The 24,003-nt window shown below is 72.3% G+C and carries 17 protein-coding genes; 10 read left to right on the plus strand and 7 right to left on the minus strand.

Annotation, left to right across the window (positions count from 1 at the left end; genetic code table 11):
- Nucleotides 1-100: 100 nt before the first annotated feature.
- On the minus strand, nucleotides 101-1,810 hold the full coding sequence (locus tag IPJ59_RS32695; RefSeq protein WP_293275138.1) for a serine/threonine-protein kinase: 1,710 nt from the start codon (nucleotides 1,808-1,810) through the stop codon (nucleotides 101-103).
- A gap of 215 nt (nucleotides 1,811-2,025) precedes the next feature.
- On the minus strand, nucleotides 2,026-3,105 hold the full coding sequence (locus tag IPJ59_RS32700; RefSeq protein ID WP_293262019.1) for a pyridoxal-phosphate dependent enzyme: 1,080 nt from the start codon (nucleotides 3,103-3,105) through the stop codon (nucleotides 2,026-2,028).
- Between the two features lie 180 nt (nucleotides 3,106-3,285).
- Between IPJ59_RS32700 and IPJ59_RS32705 the strand changes: the two genes are divergently transcribed.
- Complete coding sequence (locus IPJ59_RS32705; protein ID WP_293275140.1) at nucleotides 3,286-4,521, plus strand: tetratricopeptide repeat protein; 1,236 nt, start codon at nucleotides 3,286-3,288, stop codon at nucleotides 4,519-4,521.
- A 16-nt stretch (nucleotides 4,522-4,537) separates the two neighbouring features.
- On the opposite strand, the gene IPJ59_RS32710 is transcribed toward IPJ59_RS32705, so the two are convergent.
- Entirely contained in the window at nucleotides 4,538-6,607 is a 2,070-nt protein-coding gene (locus IPJ59_RS32710; protein WP_293275142.1) for an ABC-F family ATP-binding cassette domain-containing protein, read from the minus strand.
- 42 nt (nucleotides 6,608-6,649) lie between these two features.
- Here IPJ59_RS32710 and IPJ59_RS32715 point away from each other — a divergent pair, with 42 nt between their 5' ends.
- On the plus strand, nucleotides 6,650-7,132 hold the full coding sequence (locus tag IPJ59_RS32715; RefSeq protein ID WP_293275144.1) for a hypothetical protein: 483 nt from the start codon (nucleotides 6,650-6,652) through the stop codon (nucleotides 7,130-7,132).
- A gap of 3 nt (nucleotides 7,133-7,135) precedes the next feature.
- Here IPJ59_RS32715 and IPJ59_RS32720 read toward each other — a convergent pair whose 3' ends face one another.
- On the minus strand, nucleotides 7,136-8,401 hold the full coding sequence (locus IPJ59_RS32720; protein ID WP_293275146.1) for a penicillin-insensitive murein endopeptidase: 1,266 nt from the start codon (nucleotides 8,399-8,401) through the stop codon (nucleotides 7,136-7,138).
- 177 nt (nucleotides 8,402-8,578) lie between these two features.
- Between IPJ59_RS32720 and IPJ59_RS32725 the strand changes: the two genes are divergently transcribed.
- From IPJ59_RS32725 to IPJ59_RS32740, 4 genes are all read left to right on the plus strand, one after another.
- The gene (locus IPJ59_RS32725; protein WP_293262029.1) at nucleotides 8,579-9,433 is read left to right on the plus strand and encodes an AAA family ATPase; all 855 of its coding nucleotides are present in this window, start codon (nucleotides 8,579-8,581) and stop codon (nucleotides 9,431-9,433) included.
- 172 nt (nucleotides 9,434-9,605) lie between these two features.
- On the plus strand, nucleotides 9,606-11,639 hold the full coding sequence (locus tag IPJ59_RS32730; RefSeq protein ID WP_293275163.1) for a TraB/GumN family protein: 2,034 nt from the start codon (nucleotides 9,606-9,608) through the stop codon (nucleotides 11,637-11,639).
- Between the two features lie 238 nt (nucleotides 11,640-11,877).
- Nucleotides 11,878-12,675 (plus strand): hypothetical protein, encoded by a 798-nt coding sequence (locus tag IPJ59_RS32735; protein WP_293275165.1) that lies wholly within the window; start codon nucleotides 11,878-11,880, stop codon nucleotides 12,673-12,675.
- Between the two features lie 228 nt (nucleotides 12,676-12,903).
- Nucleotides 12,904-14,121, plus strand: coding sequence for a hypothetical protein (locus IPJ59_RS32740; RefSeq protein ID WP_293275166.1), 1,218 nt, complete (start codon nucleotides 12,904-12,906; stop codon nucleotides 14,119-14,121).
- 50 nt (nucleotides 14,122-14,171) lie between these two features.
- Here the strand turns inward: IPJ59_RS32740 and IPJ59_RS32745 are convergent, their stop codons facing one another.
- The 3 genes from IPJ59_RS32745 to IPJ59_RS32755 all read right to left on the minus strand — a co-directional run bounded on the left by IPJ59_RS32745 (nucleotide 14,172) and on the right by IPJ59_RS32755 (nucleotide 17,127).
- Nucleotides 14,172-15,551, minus strand: coding sequence for an ABC transporter permease (locus IPJ59_RS32745; RefSeq protein ID WP_293275167.1), 1,380 nt, complete (start codon nucleotides 15,549-15,551; stop codon nucleotides 14,172-14,174).
- Nucleotides 15,548-16,240 (minus strand): ABC transporter ATP-binding protein, encoded by a 693-nt coding sequence (locus IPJ59_RS32750; protein WP_293262043.1) that lies wholly within the window; start codon nucleotides 16,238-16,240, stop codon nucleotides 15,548-15,550. The genes IPJ59_RS32745 and IPJ59_RS32750 overlap by 4 nt, the downstream gene beginning before the upstream one ends.
- Before the next feature lie 152 nt (nucleotides 16,241-16,392).
- Nucleotides 16,393-17,127 (minus strand): hypothetical protein, encoded by a 735-nt coding sequence (locus IPJ59_RS32755; RefSeq protein WP_293275169.1) that lies wholly within the window; start codon nucleotides 17,125-17,127, stop codon nucleotides 16,393-16,395.
- Between the two features lie 137 nt (nucleotides 17,128-17,264).
- Between IPJ59_RS32755 and IPJ59_RS32760 the strand changes: the two genes are divergently transcribed.
- From IPJ59_RS32760 to IPJ59_RS32775, 4 genes are all read left to right on the plus strand, one after another.
- Nucleotides 17,265-18,332 (plus strand): hypothetical protein, encoded by a 1,068-nt coding sequence (locus tag IPJ59_RS32760; protein WP_293275171.1) that lies wholly within the window; start codon nucleotides 17,265-17,267, stop codon nucleotides 18,330-18,332.
- Nucleotides 18,254-19,216, plus strand: a complete 963-nt coding sequence (locus IPJ59_RS32765) for an IgGFc-binding protein (protein ID WP_293275343.1) — start codon at nucleotides 18,254-18,256, stop codon at nucleotides 19,214-19,216. Before IPJ59_RS32760 ends, IPJ59_RS32765 begins: the two co-directional genes overlap by 79 nt.
- 45 nt (nucleotides 19,217-19,261) lie before the next feature.
- A complete protein-coding gene (locus IPJ59_RS32770) occupies nucleotides 19,262-20,569 on the plus strand; it encodes a dicarboxylate/amino acid:cation symporter (protein ID WP_293275173.1) in 1,308 nt (435 codons plus the stop codon).
- A 205-nt stretch (nucleotides 20,570-20,774) separates the two neighbouring features.
- Entirely contained in the window at nucleotides 20,775-24,002 is a 3,228-nt protein-coding gene (locus tag IPJ59_RS32775; protein WP_293275175.1) for a serine/threonine-protein kinase, read from the plus strand.
- The last annotated feature ends 1 nt before the right edge of the window (nucleotide 24,003 follow it).

The raw sequence follows: 24,003 nt of genomic DNA on the forward strand, positions 1-24,003 counted from the left end.
CCCCACACACGACGGCGAGCTCGACGAGCTGCGAGTGCACGCGGAGCGTGACAGGAGCAGCCGAGCTCGACGGCTTGCGAGACCCTGCCGCGCCCTCCGCTCACAGGCTCAGCGTGAACAGGTAGCTCGCCTCACGCGCGCGCAGACCGTCGAAGGCGAACGCCTTGCTGGCCCGCGCCTCGACGCACTGCCGCAGCTTGGCGTCGACGCCGACGCCGCGCAGCTCGACGCCGGTGACCTTGCCGCTCGCGGCGTCGAGGCGCACGAGCAGCGCGTAGCTGCGCCGCGGCGCCGCGCCGCAGTGGGCCTGGAGGTCGCGCTCTGCGGCCGACGCGATCGTCGGCAGCGTGCTGCGCGGACGCACCGGCATGAGGTCGCCGGGGTCCTCCGGATCCGGCGCGCGAGGCTTCGGCCTACGCGACTGGGACTGCGGCTGCGACTGCGGCTGCGGCGGATCGGCGGCGGCCGGCGGCGCTTCGGCCACCGGCGGCGCGAGCTCGGCCGCGGGCGGCTCCTCAGGCGGCGTCGCAGCCACCGTCGACTCGGCGGGCGGCGTCGCAGCCACCGTCGGCTTCTCCTCGGCAGGCTGCGCCGCGGCGGGCGACGACGCGGCGCCCGCTGACCGCCGCACCCGCGAGGTCGCGAGGATCGCCGGCGTGTCGTCGGACTCGAGGTCGAGGCTCGGCCGCGACTCGGCGCGCCGCAGCAGCGCCGCGAACGCGAACACAAACACCATCGCGGTGCAGCTGGTCGCCACGATCGTCCACCAGCGCAGCAGCGGGCCGACACGACCCTCCCGCTCGTCGGCGGTGTCGTGCAGGTCCGGCACGACCCGCAGCGCCACCGGTGCCGGCGCAGGCACAGCCGCGGGCGTCGGCGCCGAACGTAGCCGGCCCCGGCCACCCGGTGAGCCGGCGTGCAGCAGCTCCGCCAGCGCCTGGCCGAACGCGACCGCGGTCGGGAAGCGCTTGTGCGGCTCGAAGGCGATCGCCCGCAGCACCAGCGCGTCGAGGCTCGGCGGGATCCCCCCGCCCGGGTTGGCCTGCGAGGGCGGCAGCGGGTCGTATGGGTGGGCCGCGCCCGGCTGCTCGTACCAGCGAGCCGGGATGTCGCCGGTGAGAAACTCGTAGAGCATGATGCCCGCCGAGTAGAGGTCGACCCGCGGGTCGCTCACCGGCCCGCCGAACTGCTCCGGCGCCATGTAACGCGGCGTGCCGAGCACGAACTCGGGCTGCGTGCGCGGGTGGTCGCCGCTCATCTCGAAGCCCGGCAACACCTTCACGATCCCGAGGTCGAGCAGCTTTAAGAAATCGCCGTCGGGCCGCTGCTCGAGGATGCAGTTGCCGGGCTTGATGTCGCGGTGCACCACGCCGCAGTCGTGCAAGGTGCCGAGCGCCTTCAGCAGCTCGCGGACGATCGACACCGCCTGCGTCCACGGCAGCGGCTGACGCGGCTGCTCGGGCCCGGTCGGCCGCAGCAGCGACTGCAAGGTGACGCCGTCGACGTGCTCCATCACGAGGTAGAGCAGCGGCGGCTGGGCGACGTCGCAGCGCCCCTGATCGATGATCTTCACCACCCGATCGCGGTACGGCCCGTCGAGCTTGGCCGCGACCTTGACCTCCTGCAGGAAGCGGTCGACGTTGCCAGGGTTCAGCCGCCGCTCCGGGTTCAACACCTTGATCGCCACCCTGCGCTTGAACATCCGCAGGTCGTGCGCGACATACACCGTCGCAAACGCGCCCGCGCCGATCTTGCGCGTGAGCTGGTAGCGCTGGTTCAGCGTGCGGCCGGAGAAGTCGTAGTCGGACATGGGCTGAATGTGGGGAGGTCAGTCGCTGGCCTCGGACGCGCCGCGCACGAGCGGGGCGACCACACACGTGAGCACCGCGCCGGCGAACACGCCGAGGCTGGCCTTGCGCGGGGTGCTGGGGGCGAGAGATCGGTACATCGGGGCTCCGTTGTTCGGCAGCGGGGACGCGGGTGTTGCGGGCTCAGAAGGTACCGTCCTTCAGGACATCCCGCCGCTCACCCGAGCGCCCGCCGCAGCCGCGCCGGCAACCGCGACTCCCAGCCCGGCCGGGCCAGCGCAGCCAGATCCGTCCCGGCGTGCGTGTTCCACAGCAGCACCGGCCCGGCCTGCCCGGCCGCCAGATCGGCCTGCATCGCCGCCGCACACTTCCCGGTGTAGGTCGTCTCGAGCAAGCACCCATTCGCCGTCGCCAGGGCCACCACCCGCTCGCCCGCCGGCGTCGGCACCGCGTACCCCGGCCCGACCTGCGAGTGGTCGATCGACCACCCGACCTTCGCCCGCCGCAGCAGCCCGCGCCAGCCCTCCGCCGCCAGCTCCGCGTGCAGCCCCGCCGCCAGCAGCTCGCGCCACACCTGCCCGACCATCCGGCCCCACGAGCCCGCCCCCAGCAGCACCGGCTCGACCGCCGAGACCACCTTGAGCTGCGTCGACACCCCCGCCAGCGCCAACCCGAGCACCAACCCCGCCGAGCTCGCCGCCGATCCCCCGGTCATGTAGATCGCCGCCGGCCGCGGCAGCTTGCCCGCGTCGATCTGCCGCCCCAGCTCGAGCCCCGCCTCCACGAAGCCGAGCCCGCCGAGCCCGTTGCTCCCGCCCGCCGGCATCCACGCGCCGATCCGCGGCGGCCGGGCCCACAGGTAGTAGCGGAGCCCGGCCCACGGCAACCCGATCCGCGTCCGCACCGACCACACCCGCGCCCCCGTCGAGACGAACGCCGCCAGCGTCTCGCGCACGTGCGGCGTGAACACCTGGTCGAACATCAGCCCATGCGCCTCCCGCCCCTGCTCGCGCAGAAACAGCGCCAGCGACAGCAGGTGGTGACTGCCCACGCCCCCGAGCGACACGATCGGCCCGTCCCCCGCGTAGCGCGGGCTCGCCAGCAACCACTCGAGCTTGCGCACCTTGCCGCCGCCGTACAGCCGCGAGGTCTGGTCGTCGCGCTTGACCCACACTTCAGCGCCGCCGACGTCGAGCCACGGCGCCCGCTCGACCGGCGTCGGCAATTCCGCCAGCGCCAGCCGAGGCGGCGGTCTGGCGACGAAGGCCGCGAGGTGATGATCGGCGCGCAGCGGCACGGGCGGCACCTATACCACCACCCTCGTCGTCCCGCTCCACCCACCCGACCGACCGCCAACCCCTCATCGCCCACCCGACCGACCCCGTCCGGACCACGTTCACCCGCGACCCGCGTCCCGGTCGCCCGCGCCCGCACGGATCTGGCGAGACTTCCGGAGATTCATGTAGGCTTCCCCGCGATGCAGAAGCCCTGCCCATTTTGCGGCGAGATGATCCAGAGCGTCGCCGTCAAGTGTCGCTACTGCGGCGAGTGGATCGATCCGTCGCGCCGCCCCGAGGCCGCCGAAGCCGTCGCACCTGCTGTCACACCCGCCGCCGCACCCGCCGCCATCGCGGCCCCCGTCGAGCCCGCCCCCGTCGAGCCCGCCTCGATCACGCCCTCCGTCGCGCCCGCCTCCCTCGCGCCCACCTCCCTCGCGCCCTCCCCACCCGCGCCGCCCGCCTGGTCCCCGCCGCCCGCCAACGCCCCGGCCGGCCAGGACACCCTCGGCGGCACCATGAAGGGCCTGCCCGTGCGCTCGTTCTACGAGCCCGCCCAGGAGTCCGGCCTGCACGCCGCCGCGACCAGCAACCTGAGCTCGCGGACAGGTCCTTTGGCACCTGTCCCAACGAACCTGTCCTTCGCGCCAGCCAACGCCCCGAGCCCGGCCCCCGCGAGCGTCGCCCCCGCGAGCCCGCCGCCCGTCCCCAGCTCGCGCCTCGACGACTTCGAGCGCCGCTTCCTCGGCGGCGACGACCTCCCCGCCGACGACCCCGGCGACGACGACCCCTTCCTCAGCCGCACCGCCCCGACCCCGCCGCCCCCGCCCTGGGGCCTGATCGCCGCGGTCGTCGGCGGCGTCGCCCTGATCGCCGTCCTGCTGTTCAAGGACACCCTCTTCCCGCCCGAGGCCCCGCCCGCGGAAGACCCGATCGCCGACACCAAGCTCGAGCCCACCCCCGCGCCAACCCCCGAGCCCGCCCCACCACCGGCCGACACCAAAGCCGCCACCAACCCCGACACCAAGGCCGAGCCCGCGCCGGTCGTGATCCCGCCGCCGGTCCCGGTCGACGCCGCCTTCAGCGACGAGCTCGCCAGAGCCCGCGCCGCCTACACCGCCGGCAAGATCAAGCCCGCCGCCGACGCCCTCGCCACGCTCGCCAAGCAGGCCCCCGACCACCCCGAGGTCCTCCTCCTCACCGCCCAGGTCCAGCTCGAGCAGGAGCAGCTCCCCGAGGCCCAGAAGACCGCCGACCGCTGCGTCCTCGTCGACCCCAAGCTCGCCGACTGCTGGCTCACCCTCGGCGTCCTGCGCCAGAACAACAAGGACAACCCCGGGGCCATCGCCGCCTACGAGGAGTACCTCAAGCTCGCCCCCGAGGGCCGCTACCACCGCGACGCGACCTCCCAGCTCGCCCGCCTCAAGCCCAAGTGAGCCCCGCCACGAGCCCTCAGCCCGCGGCCAGCTCCGCCTCGACCTGCTCGAGCTCCGCGACCCCGATCTCCCAGCGCCGCGTCAGATCCTCGAGCGTGTCCGCGTCCTTCTGATAGCCGTTGAGCAGCGACGCCCGCAGCTTGTCGTCCGCGTAGGTCGCCGGGTCCGCCAGCTGCGCGCTGCGCTGCTTCTGCGCCGCCTCGAGCCCGGCGATCCTCGCCTCCATCTCGGCCACCTTCTTGCGCAGCGGCCCGAGCACCTTGTTGCGCTCGTTGCGGAGCTCCGCCTCGCGCCGCCGGTCCTTCTGCTTCGGCGCCTCCGCGACCACCACCGCAGCCGGCTTCCCCTTCCCCGCCACCACCTGCACGTGGGTCGGCCGCGCCGCCTGCAGCGCCTTCTCCCCCTTCACGCCCGCCTCCGGCTCGCCATCCCGCCGCCTGCGGCAGCTGTCCATGTACTCGTCGAGCGTGCCCGGATAGGTCTCGACCTTCCCCCCGCTCACGTCCCAGATCCGCGTCGCCAGCTTGCGCACGAAGCTGCGGTTGTGGCTCACGAACAGCAGCGTCCCGTCGTAGCTCTTGAGCGACTCGGCCAGCGCCTCGCTCGAGTCGAGGTCGAGATGGTTGGTCGGCTCGTCCATCAGCATCACGTTGCCCGGCCGGATGATCAGCCGCGCCAGGGCCACCCGCGCCCGCTCGCCGCCCGACAGCACCCGCACCTTCTTGTCGACGTCGTCCCCGCTGAACAGGAAGGCCCCGAGGATGCTGCGCACCCGCGTCTGCCCGGCCGCCGGGTCCTCCGCCGCGACCTCCTCGAACAGCGTGCGGTCCGGCCGCAGCGTGTCCGCGTGGTGCTGCGCGTAGTAGCCCACCTTCACGCGATTACCGAAGCTGATCGTCCCGGCCTCGATCGGCAATTCGCCCGCGATCGCCCGCAGCAGCGTGGTCTTGCCGGCCCCGTTCACGCCGATGATCCCGATCTTCTCGCCCCGCCGCACCGTCAGGTCGACGTCCGCCAGCACCACGTGATCACCGTACGCCTTGCGCAGCCCCTCGACCCGCAGCACCACATCACCGGCCCGGTCGCAGGGCGGGAACTCGAAGCGCATCACCTGCCGCCGCGTGAAGGTCTTGACCTCCTCCATCTTCTCCAGCGCCTTGACCCGGCTCTGCACCGCCGCCGCCTTGGTCGCCTGGGCCCGGAAGCGCTCGATGAACTGCTCCGTCTTCTCGCGCTCGCGCGCCAGGTTCTTGGCCCGGTTCTCGAGCAAAACCTCCTCCTCGGCCCGCTGCTTGAGGTACCCCTCGTAGTTGCCCGAGAACTGCCGCACCCCCTCCGGCTCGAAGCTCACCACCCGACCGATCTGCTCGTTCAAAAATTCGCGGTCGTGCGACACCAGCACGAAGGCCCGCTGATAGCGCTTCAGATACGCCGCGAACCACGCCACCGAGGGCAGGTCCAGGTGATTGGTCGGCTCATCTAACAGCAGCAGGTCCGGCTGCTGAAACAGCAGCGCCGCCAGCACCGCCCGCATCTTCCACCCGCCGCTGAACTCGCCGAGGTCGCGCGCCGAATCCGCCGCCACAAAGCCCAGGCCCGCCAAAATCCGCAGCGCCTCGTGCTCGGTGAAGTGCGCGTCGAAGTGAGCGACTCGCTCGTGCACGTCGGCCAGCCGCTCCGCCAGCTCCATCAACCGCTCCTGCTCGGCCTCACCGTCCCCGCCCGCCGCGAGCGCCGCCTCGAGCCCGGCCTGCGCCTCGTGCAGCGCCGCCTCCGTCTCCGCCAGCCGCGCGTCGAGCTCGGCCCGCCCCGGCACGCTGTTGACCACGAAGTTCGCCAGCGTCTGCCCGCCCTCGACCACCAGGTCCTGCGCCAGGTAGCCGACCCGCACCCCGCGAGCGAAGCGCAGCGAGCCCTTGTCGTAGCTCTGCTGCCCCGCCAACATCCGCAGCAACGAGGTCTTCCCCGACCCGTTGGGCCCGATGAGCCCGATCCGGTCGCTCGCGCCGATCCGCAGGTTCAGGTCCGCGACGATCGTCTTCTGACCGAAGCCGAGTGACAGCGAATCGAAGACGACCAGGCTCACGGGCGCGGGTTATAACAGCGTCCCCGCCGCACCAGAAGCCCCATGCCCGACCTCGACCGCGAAACCCTCGAGCGCCTGCGCCGCGGCCTCCCGCTCCGCCTCGACCGCAGCGGCCAGTTCCACCTCGGCGACGACCCGATCTCCCACCCCCGCATCCGCGCCGCCTTCCTCGCCGGCCTCGACGAGGCCGACAGCGGCGAGCCCACCCTCCACCTCGGCGAGCAGTGGTGTTACCTCACGGTCGACGACTGCCCGCTGCGCGCCACCGCCGTCCTCCGCGCCCCCGACGACACCCCGCAGCTGCGCCTCGACGACGGCCGCACCCTCCCCCTCGACCCCAGCACCGTCGTCGAGGACCCCACGGGCCTGCGCGCCACGGCCCCCGCCCGCCGCAGCGGCCGCCCGCTCCGCGTCCGCCTGTCCAACACCGCCGCGATGGACCTCAGCGCCTGGCTCGAGGACGAGGCCACCCTCGTCGTCGCCGGCCAGCGCCACCCCATCGCTCGGGTCCCCCGCGTCGCCTGAGCGCTACTTCCGGAAGCGCACGTGGAAGTGGTCCTTGTGGCCCTTCCAGTGGCGGATGATCCCGTAGTTGCGCCCGCGGCCGCGTGGGTACTGGAACAGCACGTCGAGCGTGCTCTCGCCGACCTTCTGCTTCTTCGCGTGCTCGTACAGCAGCTTCTGCAGCCCGTAGTCGAGGAACACCGAGCGCACGTCATCGGTGTCGACGAAGGCCTTGATCAGCGCCCAGGTGCGGGCCACGTCGAGGTTGTCGACCCGCCCGGTGCGAAACCTCGTCTCGTTGGCGTCCTCGCCCTTGAGCACGAGACCGATGTCGACATCGATCCCCTTCTGGTGCGACTTGTGGCCCTTGAGCGGCCCGCCGCCGCGGGCGCTGATGTCCCCCACGTGCACCTGCGGCCCGCCCTTGCCGGCCTTGCTCTGCTTGTAGCGCGACAGCGCCGCCTTGATCGCCTTGACCGACTGAGCTGTCCCATAGGCCAGGTGCGGGCGCTTGATGTAGTAGCTCTTGCCGGGCTCGAGCGCGACCCCGATCTTGAGCGTGCCGCGGTCCTCGTCCTTCGGCGCGAACTCTGGCAGCACCCCGCGGTCGACCACCAGCGTCAGCTCGTCGCCCGGCCGCAGGTCGCTCATGTTCTTCTCGAGCCGCCGATGCAGCGCGCCCGACTGCAGGCGCACGATCTCCTTGGCCAGCAAGCCGTACTTCTCGCCGATCTTCGACAGCGAGTCGTTCTGCTTCACCGTGTACGTGAACTCCTCGCGGTTACGCGGCGCGATCTCCGGGCACACGCGGATCTTCTTCCCGATCCGCAGCACGTTGATGTCGAGCTTGGGGTTCAGCTTCTTGATCGCGCTCACCCGCACGCCGTAGCGCGCCGCAATGCTGCTGACGATGTCCCCCTCGATCACCTCGTGCTCGTACACCGGCATGCGAAACTCGCAGGCCGCGTCGCCCTTGATCTTCTTCTTGCCCGCGTCCTTCTGCTTCTTCGCGTCTGACTTCGCCGGCTTCGCCTTCGCCGCGGGCCTGACCCGCGGCTTCGCCGGCTTCAGCTCGCGCAGATCGATCAGCTCCTCCTCTTGCTCCTCGGCCTCGCTGTCGATCTGATCCGGCGACCCGGGCGGCGGATCCTCGACCGGCTCCTCGGGCTCCGCGCTCGCCGGCGGCGCGGGCAGAGGCACGGGATAGTCCGCCCGAGCCGGCGTGGCCCCCCCGAGGACGAGCCCCAGCAGGAAGCAGTTGAGCGAGACGAGTGCGAGGCGAAGGCGCATGCGTGGCTCCGGTCACGAGCCCACGGGCCCGCGGGCAGCTAGACCCGGTGACACCTGCTTTATTCAGGCAGGCCCGGCATCCTGGCAAATTCACGGCCGCAGCGCGCCTGCCGCGAACTTCGCCGACCGGAGTTTTCTCGCGGCCCGGCCACGCTCTTTGTTATACCGACCAGCATCATGGACTCCGTCGTGATCCAGGGCGTCGAGCTGCGCCTGTCACCGCCCGACGATCTCGACTGGGAGTGGGTCGGACGACCCGAGCTGCGCCGCCAACTCCTCGCCGCGTGGATGGTCCTCGACGACCACGACCACGCCATGTCGCCCCGCCTCGTCGGCAAACCCGGCGTCGGCAAGACCACCCTCGCCGCCGCCGCCGCCAAGACCCTCGGCCTCCCGGTCTACGTGTTCCAGGCCACGATGGACACCCGCCCCGAGGACCTGCTCGTCACCCCCGTGATCGCCGACGGCCAGAAGCTGCGCTACATCGCCAGCCCGCTCGTCAGCGCCATGATCACTGGCGGCGTCTGTGTGCTCGACGAGGGCAACCGCATGAGCGAGAAGTCGTGGGCCTCGCTCGCCCCCCTGCTCGACCGCCGCCGCTACGTCGAGTCGATCGTCGCCGGCATCAAGATCCCCGCGCACCGCCAGTTTCGCGTGTGCGCCACCATGAACGACGACTCGAGCACCTTCGACATCCCCGAGTACATCCACAGCCGCCTCCAGCCGCAGATCCTCATCGACTTCCCCGAGCGCGACGAGGAGCTGGCGATCCTCCAGGCCAACCTCCCCTTCGCCCCCGCCCGCATCCTCCACTACCTCTCGGTGTTCCTCGAGCGCGCCCACGAGGAGGACCAGGCCTACACCGTCCGCGACGGCATCAACATCGCCCGCTACGCCCTCAAGCTCGGCAAGAGCGAGCCCCGCGGCGGCCTCGACATCAAGAAGCACGTCCGCCACGCCACCCTCCAGATCCTCGGCGAGGAGGCCCTCGAGTACCTCCCAGGCGAAGTCCCCGTCGACCCCACCCGCTGACCCACTCGCTGCCCCACTCGCTGACCCACTCGCTGATCCCACTCGCTGACCCACTCGCTGATCCCACCCGCTGACCCACTCGCTGCCCCACTCGCTGATCCCACTCGCTGACCCACTCGCTGATCCGCTCGCTGACCCCACTCGCTGACCCCCGGGACCTGTCCGGAGGCACATGTCCGAAGAGACAGCCCCCACCTACCGCCCGGCCTGGCCGGACCCGCTCGGCCTCAGCCGCGACGAGCTCGCCGAGCTCGGCCTCCTCCTCCCCGGCGTCGCCGTGCTCCCGGTCCTGCACGGCCGCCTCGAGTTCGCATGGATGGTGCGCAAGGCGATCGAGAAGCTCACCCCGACCGCCCTCGCCGTCGAGCTGCCCGAGAGCCTCGGTGAGCCGATCCGCCGCGCCGTCGCCCGTCTCCCGCTGCTCAGCGTCATCGAGTACCCCGACAGCGCCGGCCGCCCGCTCTACCTCCCGATCGAACCCGCCGACGCGCTGGTCGAGGCCGTCCGCCGCGGCCACGAGCTCGGCATCCCGGTCCACCTCGTCGACCGCGATGTCGACCAGTACCCCGCGATCCGCGATCGCCTCCCCGACGCCCTCGCCGCCGAGTCCGCCGGCGCCCGCAGCTTCCTGCTCACCGCCCTCGCCGCCGCCGAACACTCCCCGCGCGTCCCCGAGGACGACCTGCGCGAGCAGACCATGGCCTTCCACGTCGCCACCCTCGCCCGCGACCAACCCAGAGACGCCGTCATCCTCGTCGTCTGCGGCCTCCACCACGCCCGCGGCGTGGTCCGCCAGCTGTTCCAGCTCCTCGGCGAGCGCCACCCTCCCGCCACCCCGCTGCGTCGCGTCCGCCGCGACGGCGCCGTCCTCCACCACCTCAGCGAGTCCGCCAGCCGCGAGGTCCTCGCCGAGCTCCCCTTCGTCAACGCCGCCTACGAGCGCAGCCGCGGCACCGCACCGCCCTCCGCCCAGGGCCCCGCCCCCGCCGCCACGATCGTCGACCTGTTCACCCGCACCCGCCAGGCCCCGCGCGTCGACCCCTTCCGCAGCGCCGCCCCGCCCGAGCCGCCCGAGGACCGCCCGCACGCCACCGGCCGCATGGGCATGCTCCTCGCGCTGTGCCAGCAGGCCCGCAAGACCCACCGCGAGCGCACCGGCGAGGCCCTGCGCCCCGGCACCCTCCTGCAGCTCCTGCGCTACGCCTGCCGCTACGCCTACCTCGAGGGCGGCCTCGGCCCCGACCTCTACCAGCTCGTCATCGCCGCCCGCGGCTTCGCCGACGACAACTACGCCCACGAAGTCTGGGAGGTCGCCACCCACTACCCCTGGCAGACCAGCCGCCCCGAGTTCCCCCCCCTCGACCTCAGCCTCCGCGATCTCCACGACCGCGTCCGCACGATCCGCTTCCACCCGAAGACCCTCCAGCGCCGCCATCGCCTGATGCGCGTCATCAAGCCGCGACCCAAGGAGCGCCGCCCCGGCGAGTGGGCCGAACACTTCGACGGCGACAACCTCTGCTCCTACCCCCCCGAGGACCTCGCCCTCGAGCACTACGGCGCGTTCCTCCGCAAACGCACCGAACGCCTCCAATCCGCCTCCCAGACCGTCGTCGAGCCCTTCAGCACCAACCTCTACGACGGCGTCGACGTGCGCGAGACGGTCCGCAACTGGCACAGCGGCACGCTCTACGTCCGCCGTGAACTCCCGAGCCGCGGCAAACCCGGCGCCGTGGTCGTCATCTTCGAGGACGAGCCGCTCCACGTCGCCGAGCCCCGCTTCCCCTGGCACATGACCTGGCAGGGCGAACACGACGAGGAGGGCGACATGGCCCTCTACGCCACCGACCCCTTCGCCCGCGTCGTCGGCCCCGGCATCGGCCGCGCCCTCTACGGCGGCTTCCTGCTCACCCGCCCCCCGGGCACGATGTTCGGCGTGTGGGAGGACCCGTACTATCACGACGCCCGCAGCAAGGCCGAGCGCCTCCTGCTCGCCGCCCTCGACCACACCCCCGAGCGCGTGGTGGTCTACGTCTCCCCGACCCCGCCGCGCCCCGCCTTGCGCCAGCTGGCCCAGCGAATGGACCGCAAGATCGTCCACGTCCCCCTCGGTCAGCTCTCCCCGGTCACCCTCAAGCGCCTGCGCGTCTTTCATGTCCTCAGCGACCGCGCCGCCCGGGCCAGCGCGCGCGCCTTCATCCGCGACTAAAAGCACATCGATCGCCAGGCCCCACCACGGCCGAACCTGGCACCGAACCTATTGCCGAACTGGCCGCCGAATTGGCCGCCGAACTTGCCGCCGAAACTTGGCCCTGCCGCGCCCCTCGGCTATCTCTTGCCCGGTAAACTCTGCCTCTTGAACAAGGCCGCGGCTCCCCGCGTCCTTGCGGCCCGCGCAGCGGGCTGTTCCCGCTGTCTGCGTCAGCACCCCGCGTCGAGGACCGTCCATGAACACCAAGCAGCTTGTCTCCCACGTAGCCTCCCTCTGCGCCCTCATCTCGGTCGCGGCCTGTAACAACGACACCCCCACCGGCAACCTCGAGGTCTCGTTCCAGATCGGCAGCGGCGTCCCCTGCGACACCCTCGGGGTCGAGGACATCACGGTCAAGCTGGTCTCCGGCTCCGACCTCACCGCCGAGCCCACCGCCGAGGTCACCGTCGCGTGTGACGAGGGCAAGGCCCTCCTCACCTCCGTCGAGGTCGGCACCTACCACGTCGTCGTCGAGGGCACGGACTCCTCGAACACCGTCGTCGTCGACAACGGCCTCACCGCCATGGACCCGAACAACCAGGCCGAGGTGCTCGAGGGCCAGGACACCAAGCTCAACAACGTGATCAAGCTGAGCCCCACCCCGGCAAAGCTGCTGGTGCGCTGGAACTACAGCAGCTTCAAGAACCAGTGCGACCAGATCCCGGTCGCGAACTACGAGGTCATCGGCTACAAGAACGGCGGCACGGCGCAGATCGCCATGGGCTCCTTCGCCTGCGACAGCGTCGCCGACGCGGGCGCCGACGGCACCTACCACAGCTTCCCGGACCCCAACCGCGTCGTCGACGGCGCCGAGCTCGACTCGATCGAGATCACGCCGCGGGACGCCACCGGCAACGTCGTCGGCACCGACATCGTCTACAGCCTCATGGAGCCCCCGGGCCCCGGCAAGACGGTCGAGCTGACCTTCTCCGTCGACTGCACGGACACCACCTGCGACCTCGCGTGCAAGTCCGACCCCTGCCTGCCCGACTGATCGCCGCGCGCTCCCGACCCTGACCCTTGGGTCAGGTGCGGGAGCGACGACAGAAACGCCAGCGCGGCGCGCTCCCGACCCAGGAAGCGCGCCGCGGCCGTTTCATCGCCTCGCCGTCTGTGTCACGATGGCGCCGCGATGCTCCCCTTGTTCGCGTCGATCGCCGCACTCGTGCCACTGGCAATGGCAATAGAGCCGGCGCCGCCGACCGCTGGAGTGACCGCTGGTTTGGCCGCGAGTCCGGCCGCGGAGCCACCGACCGCAACCACCCCGGCCCCGGTAGCGACCCCGATCGCCACGCCCGTCGTCGACTACCTCGTCCGCATCGACCTCGGCCCCGAGCTCGCCCGCCGCATGGGCCTCCGCGTCGTCGTCCGCCCCACCGGCGACAACTTCGGCAACCGCCGCAGCGCCGTCGCCATCGAGCTCCCCCGCCCCGTCACCGCCGACCAGAGCCCCGGCCCCGCCAGCGTCCGCCTGCCCGCCGGCGTGTGGCGCATCGAGGCCAGCGCCCCCGGCTTCCTCCCGAGCACCCGCGAGTTCACCGTCGACGCCACCACCCCCGACCAGACCCTGCGCTGGCCGCTGCTCCCCGACTCCACCCACAACGACGTCAGCTTCCCCGTCGCCACCGACGACACCGCCGCCACCCCGCCCGGCGTCGCCCTCCGCGTGCGCTCGGCCGACGGCGCCGCCAGCTGGACCTGCGCCACCCAGCACACCCCCTGCACCCTCCGCCTCGCCCGCGGCGCCTCACTCGTCGAGGCCCGCGCCAACGGCTTCCAGCCCGCCAGCCAGCGCTTCACCGTCGCCCCCGGCCAGCCCCTCAGCATCCCGCTCGCGCTCACCCGCAGCGCCGATAACCTGTCTCAAGCGCCAGGTCCGAAACAACCTGTCCCTGCGGACATCCGCCGCCGCCTCGCCCTCGGCCTCGGCGTCTCGGCCGCGCCCTTGTTCGCCGCTGGCGTCGGCCTGGCCGTCGCCGGCCGTCTGCAGTACCGCGGCGCGCTCGCGGACGACAGCTGCCGCGACGCCTACGGCCCGGTCTGCGCCAACGCGATCGTCGGACCGATCCACCGCGCCAGCGCCGGCTTCGGCCTGATCGGCGCCGCCGCCGGACTGCTGGCCACCAGCCTCACCGCGGCCTTCCCGGTCACGCGCAGCACCTGGGGGATCGAGCTCGGCATCGGCGCGGCCCTGACCGCCGCGGGCGCCGGCTGGACGATCGCCAACACCATCTCCCTCGACCGCGCCCTCCAATCCGGCCCGATCGACGAGCTCGACGCCCGCGCCGGTCGCCGCCTCGGCGCCAGCCTCGTCCTCGGCCTCGGCGCCGGCGCGACGGTCGGCGCCATCACGGGCCTGCTGCTGCACCGCCGCAGCAGCGGCGTCGCGCCCTACGCCGCCCCCGGCCAGGCCGGCCTGGTCTGGCGCGGCCGCTTCTGAACCCGCGAGCTACGAACGCCCCGCGAGCACCGCTGCCGAGCCCGCGCCCCTCAGCGCCCGGTGAGCACCGCCGCCGGATCCATGCGCGCCGCCCGACGAGCCGGTAGCCACGCCCCGAGCACGCAGAAGCCCGCCGCGAAGCCGAGCGCCAGCAGCACCAGGTCCCACGTGAACATGAAGTAGGTCGTCGGCTTGTACGGGAAGTCCGGCACGTAGTTGGCCGACACCGCGTCGAAGCCGACGCTCGCCGCCCACGCCAGCAGCACGCCGACCGTCCCCGCCGCCAGGCCGACGCAGGCCGCCTCGCCGAGGATGATCAGCCGGATGTCGCCGCGGCTCGCCCCGACCGCGCGCATGATCCCGATCTCTCGCTGGCGCTCGTACACCAGCATGAAGAACACGTGCATGATGTTGACCGCCGCGATGCCGACGATGATCGTGCTGAGCAGGCTAAACACCAGCACGAACACCGTGATCAGCATGCCAGCCTGTTCGGCGCCGCTGTCCGTGACCTCGAGGTCCAGCTCCTGGATCGCCTTGGCCACCGCCGCGACCTGGTCCTTCGCCACCACCTTGACCACGATCGAGTGGTAGCGCGTCGCCGCCTCCGGCGTGCCGTAGTGCACGTTGTAGCCGGCCACGTAGCCGCGCGGCAGCGTCAGCCCGAGCGTGATCGCCTTGTCGCTGAAGCCGACCAGCTTGACCCGCTCGTACAGCAGGGCATCGCGCGCCGAGGCCTCGACCATCGACGCCCCCACCTTCATCTCCACGCTGAGGCCGATCAGGAACTCCGGGTTCAGGCGCGGCAGGCTGTAGGCCCGGCGCAGCGAGCCGTTGTAGATCTCGACCAGGTGGTGAGACACCAGCGCCGGCACGTACTCGCGGCACACCAGCGTCGGCCCGCCCTCGCGCGGCCGCCCGCAGTAGCCCGCGCCGCACTCCTTGTCTTGCTTGCAGCTCTGCGGCTGGCTCCCGGGCGTCACCGCGGGCGGGTCATGGAAGGCCGGCCCGATCTCGTCCGCGACCAGCCCCGGATCGATGCCGTCGACGATCAGCTCGGTGCGCAGATCGTTGCCGATCAGCTGCTTCCCGCCGACCGCCACCGCTGGCACCGTCAGCTTCATCTTCGGGTACACGCCGCGCACCCCCGGGATCGTCCGCAGCTTGTCCGCGCTGGCGTCGTCGAGCACGTCGCTGGCCATGCCGAGGCTGAGCGGCCCGAGGTCGAGGCTCAGCGTCTTGGCCACCACCTCGAGCTGGTCCAGCGGGAAGATCTTGCCGAGCACCACGCTGCGCACCCCGGCCCCGAGCGCCAGGAAGAACGCGAACGCGGCGATGCCGACGATCACCCCGATCGACGCCAGCAGGAAGTGCACCGCGTTGCTGCGCAGGTTGGCGCCGACGATGCGAGTCAGCTTGTTGAACTTCACGCGCCCACCTCCTGCGCCGGCACGATCACACCGTCGCGCATCTCGATCACGCGGTCGGCCGCGCGGGCGATGGTCGTGTCGTGCGTGACCAGCACCAGCGTCACCTTGTCGTCGCGGCACAGCTTGAGGAACAGCGCCAGCACCTCCTCCGCGGTGTTGCTGTCGAGGTTCCCGGTCGGCTCGTCGCCGATCAGCAGCGCCGGTCGGTGGAACAGCGCCCGCGCGATCGCCAGCCGCTGCCGCTGCCCGCCCGACAGCGTCGACGGCCGCGCGTCGGCCTTCTCCGCGATGCCCACCCGCGCCAGCAGCTCCTCCGCCCGCGCCCGCGTGGCCGCCCGGTCCTGCCCCGGCCCGCGCACGAACAGCGCCGGCAGGGCCACGTTGTCGCGGCAGCTCATGTAGTCGAGCAGGTGGAAGGCCTGGAACACGAAGCCGATCGACGCGTTGCGGTACCCGCTCAGCTGCGCGTCCTTCAGCTTGCGCAGGTCCTGCCCGCCGACCTCCACCGTGCCCGTGTAGCCGGTGTCCAGGCCGCCGAGGATCCCCAGCAGCGTGCTCTTGCCCGAGCCCGAGCGCCCAACCACCGCCACGAACTCGCCGGTCGCCACCTCGAGGTCGACCCCACGCAACACCGGCAGCTCCGACTTGCCGGTGCGGTAGCTCTTGTGGACGCCGCGAGCCCGGATCATCGCGGCGCACACTACCGCCGCGCCGCGCAGGGGGTCAACTACCTCTTCGACACCAGCCTGCTCAAGCCCGTGCTACCGCCGCGCCGCGCAGGGGGTCAACCCTCGTTTCAGCGCGCGCCACTGCGACGCACATCAACGGGCATCAACGGGCATCAGCGGGCCGCCATCAGGCCCACGCTGTACCACGCACCCGCATCGCCGACGCAGCCCGCCTCACCCGTCTGCGCCGCCTCGACCCACAGCTGCGCCTCGCCGCGGTCGCCGACCTGCGCCCAGCTGGCGTCGACGTACCACCGCGGCGCCGCGCCGGCCCGCCGCAGCTCGAGCGCCCGCCGCTGCGCCTCGCCACAAGCTGTCTCTTCGGACATACACACTTCGGGCCCCTCCGTCAGCGTGAAGGGCGGCCACAGCTCCGTCCCATCCGGCGGCCCCAGAGCCCCGCCGCGCGCCCCCGCCAGCAGCAGCTCGCCCTTCGCGGTCTCGAGGCGCACGAACTCCGCCGCCCCCGCAGCCTCGCTCGAAGGCCAGAACGCCCGCAGGCGCACCGGGCCGCCGCGCGCCAGCGCCGTCCGCGGCGGCCGCGGCGTCGCCCACACCCGCAGCGTCCGCGCCACGACCACCCCGGCCTCGTCGCAGCGCAGCCCGATCGCCAGCTCGTCGGCGATCGCCGCCGCCGACGTCACCGTGCACGCGAGGTCCAACGAGATGTCCTCCGGGACAGGCTCGAGCGCCCACGCGAAGCTCACCGCCTCAGGCTCGGCGCACTCGGGCGTCGCCCCGGCCGTGGCCACCACGCTCGGCACGTCCGCCATCGTCGGCCCCGCACACGCAGCGAACCCCAGCGCAGCGCCGACGATCCACCCCGCCACGCCGGGTCGCTGACCCATGCCGCCAGTCTGCGCGCCGCGCGAGCCACCGTCCAGCCACCACCTGACCCCACCTGACCCAAAGGCCACCCGGCGCGCCGCTCTCCTCGCAGCGCAGGCTTGTGCCCCCGGGCCGGCCACGGCACCATGACCCGCCTATGCCGCGCCCGCTGCCCGTCGCCCTCGTCCTCGCCTGGTTGCTCCCCGGCTGCAAGGGCCCCGGCGAGGTCGCCACCGAGGCGAGCGAGACCACGCAGCACATCACCAGCGCCACGGCCACCGACAGCTCCACGCAGGGCCCGACCTCCGAGCCCACCACCACCGGCGACCCGCCCACCACCACCACCACCGGCCCCTGCGAGACCGGCGAGGCCCGCTGCCTCAACGCCGAGAAGCGTCAGGTCTGCCTGGGCAACGCCTGGGTCGACGAGCCCTGCAACCCCAACGAGGGCTGCTTCGGCGAGGGCACCTGCAAGCCCTGCGTCTGCGACGCCGCCACCTGCGACGGCCCCGACACCCTCAACGTCTGCCACTGCTTCTCCCTCGACCCCGAGCCCTGCCCGCCGCTCACCGGCTGCGCCGAGCTGGACGGCGAGGTCGCCTGCCACCCGATGGTGTGCACGCCCAGCAGCAGCGAGTGCGACGGCCCCGGCACCGTCATCGCCTGCAACGACAGCGGCACCGCCTTCCTGCCGCCGACCCAGTGCGGCACGACGGACATGTGCGACTTCGGCGAGTGCCTGCCCGCCTGCGAGGTCGTCGCCAAGAACGACTCCAGCCTCGGCTGCGACTTCTGGGCCGTCGACATGGCCAACGTCCCGCCGCGCGACGCCTACGTGTTCGCGGTCGCGCTGTCCAACCCGAGCGAGACGACCCCCGTCCAGGTCACGATCTACGACCGCAACGACAACGGCAGCGAGCAGGTCATCGCCGAGGACACCATCCAGCCGCGCGACGTCAAGGTGTTCCCGCTCTCGGGCAGCAGCAACGGCCAGAAGGGCTTCTACGCCGGCGACGCCGGCTTCCTCGGCACCGGCATCGCCCCCGGCCGGGCGCCTTCCGCGTGCACAGCGATCTGCCGATCGTCGCCACCCAGTTCAACCCGCTCGGCGGCGCCAAGGCCTTCACCACCGACGCCTCGCTCCTGCTGCCCACCCACACCCTCGGCAAGAGCTACTACCACCTCGCCTGGGACAAGGGCATCGGCGCCGGCTCGGCGATGGTGATCGTCGCCACCGAGGACAACACCCTCGTCACCATCAACTCCACCGTCGACACCCCCGCCGGCCAGAACGGCATGCCGGCGCTCGTCGCCGGCGTCCCCGTCGCCCTCCCGCCGCTCAAGCGCTACGACTACATCCAGGTCTCCGCCGGCAGCCAGGACCTCAGCGCCAGCAAGATCACCAGCAACGCCCCCGTCGCCGTGTTCGGCGGCCACAGCTGCGGGCAGGTCCCCAACACCAACATCGACTTCTGCGACCACCTCGAGGAGCAGATCTTCCCGGTCGACACCTGGGGCAGCCACTACGTCGCCGGTCGGTCCCCGCCGCGCAACACCGAGCCGATGGTCTGGCGGGTCCTCGCCGCCAAGGACAACACCTCGCTCACCTTCGACCCGCCGGTGTCGATCGGCGACAAGGCCAAGCTCGACGCCGGCGGTCTGCTGCAGTTCACCGCCGACGCCGACTTCGACCTCAGCAGCACCGCGCCGGTCCTGCTCGCCGGCTACATGTACGGCTGCAAGGCCACCATGCTGCCCGAGTGCCCCGGCGACCCCTCCATGGTGCTCGCCGTCCCGGTCGAGCAGTGGCTCACCGACTACGTGTTCCTGGTCGACTTCTCCTACACCAACGACAACGTCAAGATCGTCCGCAGCAGCGACCAGCCGGTCGAGCTCGGCTGCTTCGGCGAGGTCACCGAGTGGACCGACATCACCCCCGACTACCAGTCGGCCGTCGTCAACATCAACCCTGGCGCCCGCAACTGCAAGCCCGGCACCAACAGCGCCACTGGCGTCGCCCCCTTCAGCATCATGGTCGTCGGCGAGGCCGCCAGCACCAGCTACGCCTACCCCGGCGGCCTCGCCCTCAAGCCGATCAACCCGGGCTGATCGCCCGCGAATGATCGACTCACGATCCGCCCTGAGAAGCCACGCATGGCCCTGCACAGCAAGATCCTCCTCGGCCTGCTCTGCGGCGCCGTCCTCGGCGTCTCCGCCAACCTCGGCCTCGGCCCCGAGCACCCCGGCGTCGCCCTCGTCGACCGCTACCTCGCCGGCCCGGTCGGCCAGGTGTTCCTGCGCATGCTGCAGATGGTCGTCATGCCGCTGGTCTTCGCCTCGATCGCCCTCGGCGTCGCCGGCGTCGGCGACGTACGCCGCGTCGGCCGCATGGGCGCCAAGACCCTCGCCTACTTCCTCGGCACCACCGCGCTCGCCACCGGCCTCGGCCTCATCGCTGTCCGCCTGGTCCAGCCCGGCACCCACATCGCCGTCGCCACCCGCGAGAAGCTGCTCGCCGACTACGCCGCCAAGGCCGCCGACAAGATCGAGGCCGCCCACACCGCCGACTTCGGCGTCGACACCCTGGTCGGCATCGTCACCCGCAACCCTATCGCCTCCGCCGTCGACGGCGACATGCTCGGCATCATCTTCTTCGGCCTGGTGTTCGGCGCCGCCGTCTCGATGATCCGCGCCGACCGCCGCCAGGCCATGACCACCTGGCTCGAGGCGCTCGCCGAGGTCGTCACCACCATCATCGACTTCGCCATGCGCCTCGCCCCCTACGGCGTCGCCGGCCTCATCTTCGGCGTCACCTCCCGCTTCGGCTTCGACCTCCTCGCCCCGCTCGGCCTCTACGTCGGCCTCGTGCTCGCCGCCCTGCTGCTGCACGCGACCGTCACGATGGGCCTCATCATCCGCCTGCTCATCGGCGTGTCGCCCCTGGTCTTCTTCACCCGCATCCGCGCCAGCCTCGTCACCGCCTTCAGCACCTCCTCGAGCAGCGCCACCTTGCCGACCAACATCCGCGTCGGCGAGGAGCGCCTCGGCATCCCGCCGCAGGTGTGCGGCTTCGTCTACCCGCTGGGCGCGACCATGTGCATGAACGGCACCGCGCTGTTCGAGGGCATCACCGTCATCTTCCTGTGCCAGGTCTTCGGCGTCTCGCTCGACGCCGGCCAGATGGCCGTCGTCATGGGCATGGCCGTGATCACATCGGTCGGCGCCGCCGCCGTCCCGGGCGGATCGATCCCGCTGATGGTCGGCATGCTCGCGATGTTCCGCGTCCCGCCCGAGGGCATCGCCGTGATCCTCGGCGTCGACCGCATCCTCGACATGGCCCGCACCGCCGTGAACGTGCTCGGCGATCACACCGCCGCCGCCTTCATCGCCCGCTCCGAGGGCCTCTGGGACCCAGGGCAGCTGCCCGTCGATGAGCCGGCGCCGCGCCACGAAAGTGCCTGACCTGCCAGCACACTCGCGGCGCTCGCTGTAGAACTCCCACGATCGCCGCCACGACTGCCGCGACGCTGCCGCAGCGACGATCACCACGACCGCGACCACGACTGCCGGTAGGCAACCGGCAGACACCTGAGGACACCATCGGGGACCTCCGGCCCCACGCGCGGACGAGCGTCATCGCGGACGTTCTGAGTTATCATTGCGCCGCATGGCGCCGCACGCAGGGTCGCAGTCTGAATCTACCGACGCGTCGGCGTGGAAACCGAGGTCTGCGCTGGCTGGCACGCTGCTGGCCAACCGCTACCGCATCGCCGGCCTCATCGGTCAAGGCTCCACCGGCGCGGTGTTCCGCGCCGACGACATCATCTCGGGCAAGCCCGTGGCCGTGCGCGTGCTCGTGCCCACGCTCGCCCAGCAGCCCGGCCTCATCCCGCGGATCCGCGCCCGCATCGAGCGCAACAACGCGATCCAGCAGCGCGACCCCGCGGCCCTGATCAACCTCGTCGACATCTTCGACGTCGGCATGACCCTCGAGGGCGAGCTCTTCGTCGTCAGCGACCGCCTCGACGGTGACCACCTCGCCACGATGCTCAGCCACAACGGTCGCCTCCCGTGGAGCCGCGCCCGCAGCCTGCTGATCCGCCTGTGCCAGATCGTCCACGGCCTGCACGCCGAGGGCATCATCCTCGGCGGCCTCGAGGCCCGCCACTGCTATGCCATCCGCGGCAAGAACAAGCACGAGGCGATCAAGGTCGTCAACAACGCGGTCATCGAGCAGCTCGCCAGCACCATCGGCCCCCACGCCGGCCACGGCGCCACCGTCCTCGCCCGCTACATCGCCCCGGAGCAGGCCTGCGGCGAGCCGATCGACGCGCGCAGCGACGTCTACTCCTTCGGCGTCATCGCCTACGAGCTGCTGTCCGGCAGCGTGCCCTTCACCGACGCCAACCCGGTGCGCCTGGTGTCGATGCACCTGCAATGTCGGCCGCGTCCGCCCCGCGAGGTCGCCCCGGACGCCGAGATCCCCGCCGAGGTCGAGGCCGTACTGCTGCGCAGCCTCGCCAAGGACCCGGCCGACCGATTCCCGACGATGGACGCCTTCGCCGCCGCGCTCATCGCGGTGCCCGAGTCGTCGCTGCCCGCCGGCGCTCACACGGTCGTCTCCGCGAGCACCGCCGCCAGCGAGATCCCGACGGCCCCCGTCGACGCAGCGCCCACCGCGGCGCAGGCCCCAGCGAGCCCCACACCCGCCGCAACGCCTGTCGCCGCCCCAGCAACGCCCGCGCCCGTCGCCGCCGACGCAACGCCCGCGACCCCGCCCGTCGCCGACGCAACAACCGCGACCCCGCCCGTCGCCGTCGCAGCAACCGCGACCCCGCCCGTCACCGACGCACCGGCACCCGCGACCACACCCGTCGCCGTCGCAGCAACCAACGCACCGGCGCCCGCGACCCCGCCCGTCACCGACGCGGCACCCGCGACCCCGCCCGTCGCCGACGCACCGGCACCCGCGGCCCCGCCCGTCACCACCGTCAGCGACCCCGCGCCGAGCGCCCCCAACGTGCCGACGCCGGCCCGTCGCGCCGCCTCGATCCCCACCCACGTCACCCTCCCGCCAGGCTCGCTCAGCAGCGACATGATCCGTGGCGCAGCCGCCCCGCCGATGCCGGGCACAGCGGCCCGTCCTGCCACCTTGCCGCCGACGCTCGGCGGGCTGCGCTTGCCGCCACCGCCCTCGCTCGGGCGCCCCTCGACGATCCCTCCGGGCGGCCTGATCTTGCCGCCTCCGCCCTCGCTCGGGGTCCCGTCCGCGACCCCGCGCACCCCCTCGACCGCCTCGCCCACCGCCGCTCGCCCCGGCAGCGGCGTTCCCCTCCCCACCCCACGGGCGCCCTCCGCCGCGCTGCCAGCCGGCACCCTGCTGCGCTCCGGCCTCGCCGCCACGCCCGAACCCACGGCTGTCCCCGCGGCCAGCAAGCCTGTCCTTTCGGACAGCCCCGTCGCACCTGTCCCCGCGGACAGCAAGCCTGTCCCTTCGGACAGCCCCGCCGCGTCCGGCCCGACGGACAGCGAGCCGGCCCCGTCGGTCTCCACGGCTAGCACGCCTGTCCCTTCGGACAGCCCCGCACCTGCCGCCACCACCAAACCTGTCCCCGCGGACAGCAAGCCTGTCCCTTCAGACAGCCCCGCCCTGGGCGCCGCCACCGCCAGCAAACCTGTCCCCGCGGACAGCAAGCCTGTCTCTTCAGACAGCACCGCCCCGGCGGACGGCCCCGCGCGCCCCAGCAAGCCAGCCGAGGAGCCGCGCGCCGCCAGCTCCGCCTCGAGCGCCCGCCGCCCGGTCATCCGCCTCACCGAGATCCGCAGGAGCGACGGCGACAACGCCTCGGCCTCGGGCACCTACCTGCGCAGCGCGCTCGCCGAGACCGCGGCCCCCGCCCAGCCAAGACTCGTTCAGCCGCCCGTTCAGCCGCCGACTCAGGTCGAAGCCGCCGAGCCGACCCGCGCCGCCCTGCGCCCCTCCGACGAGCGCTTGCGCAGCGCCGCCCTGCAGCACGGCCCGGTGACGGGCCCGCAGGCGGCGCTCTCGCAGGTCAGCGGCACCACCGACTCGCTGGTCGCCGAGCTCCCGCGCAGCCGCGCCGGCGTGTGGATCGTCGTCGGCCTCGTCGCGGCCGCCGGCATCGCCGCGCTGGTGTTCACCAGCCCGACCTTCACCGGCACGGGCGACGATCCGATCGCCAGGACCACCACGAGCCCGTCCAGCAAGCTCGCCGAGGCCACCCCGCCCGTGAAGGACCCGCTCGCCGATCGCGGCACCGGCCTCGTCCAACCGCCCGACAGCCCGAAAAGCCCGCCCGATGGCCCGCCCGATGGCACCGCCGGCGATCGCCCCATCGCCGACCCGAAGGCCGTCGAGCCACCCGCGACCGACCCTCCCACCGCGGTGCCCGAGACCAAACCCGGCAAGAAGGACCCGAAGGACCCGAAGAAGAAGAAGACCCCGCGCACCAGGGTGGAGCCCGAGGAAGAGCGCGAGAAAGACGTCTTCGACCAGCTCCGCGAACACATGGCCGCCAAGAAGGCCGCCGAGGAGGCCGCCAAGAAGACCGCCGAGGAGGCCGCCGCCAAGAAGGCGCCCGCACCCGTCCCCACCCCCGCTCCCGCCAAGGCCGACGCCAACGAGGCCGACAAGGCCAAGGAGACCCTCGACCGCGCCAGGCAGGCCGCTGCCAACGGCAACCACACGCTCGCCTACTCGCTCGCCAGGCAGAGCAACCTCGCGTCCAAGTCGCAGGAGGCGCTCGAGCTGATGGGCGTGTCCGCCTGCCGCCTGAAGAACGCCGACAACGCCCGCGCCGCGCTCGGCTCGCTCAGCGGCAGCCGCCGCGACGCCGTCGTCTCGGCCTGCAACCAGGCCGGCGTCACGCTCTGAG

The sequence above is a fragment of the Nannocystis sp. genome (assembly GCF_016714285.1).
Classification (GTDB): domain Bacteria; phylum Myxococcota_A; class Polyangia; order Nannocystales; family Nannocystaceae; genus Nannocystis.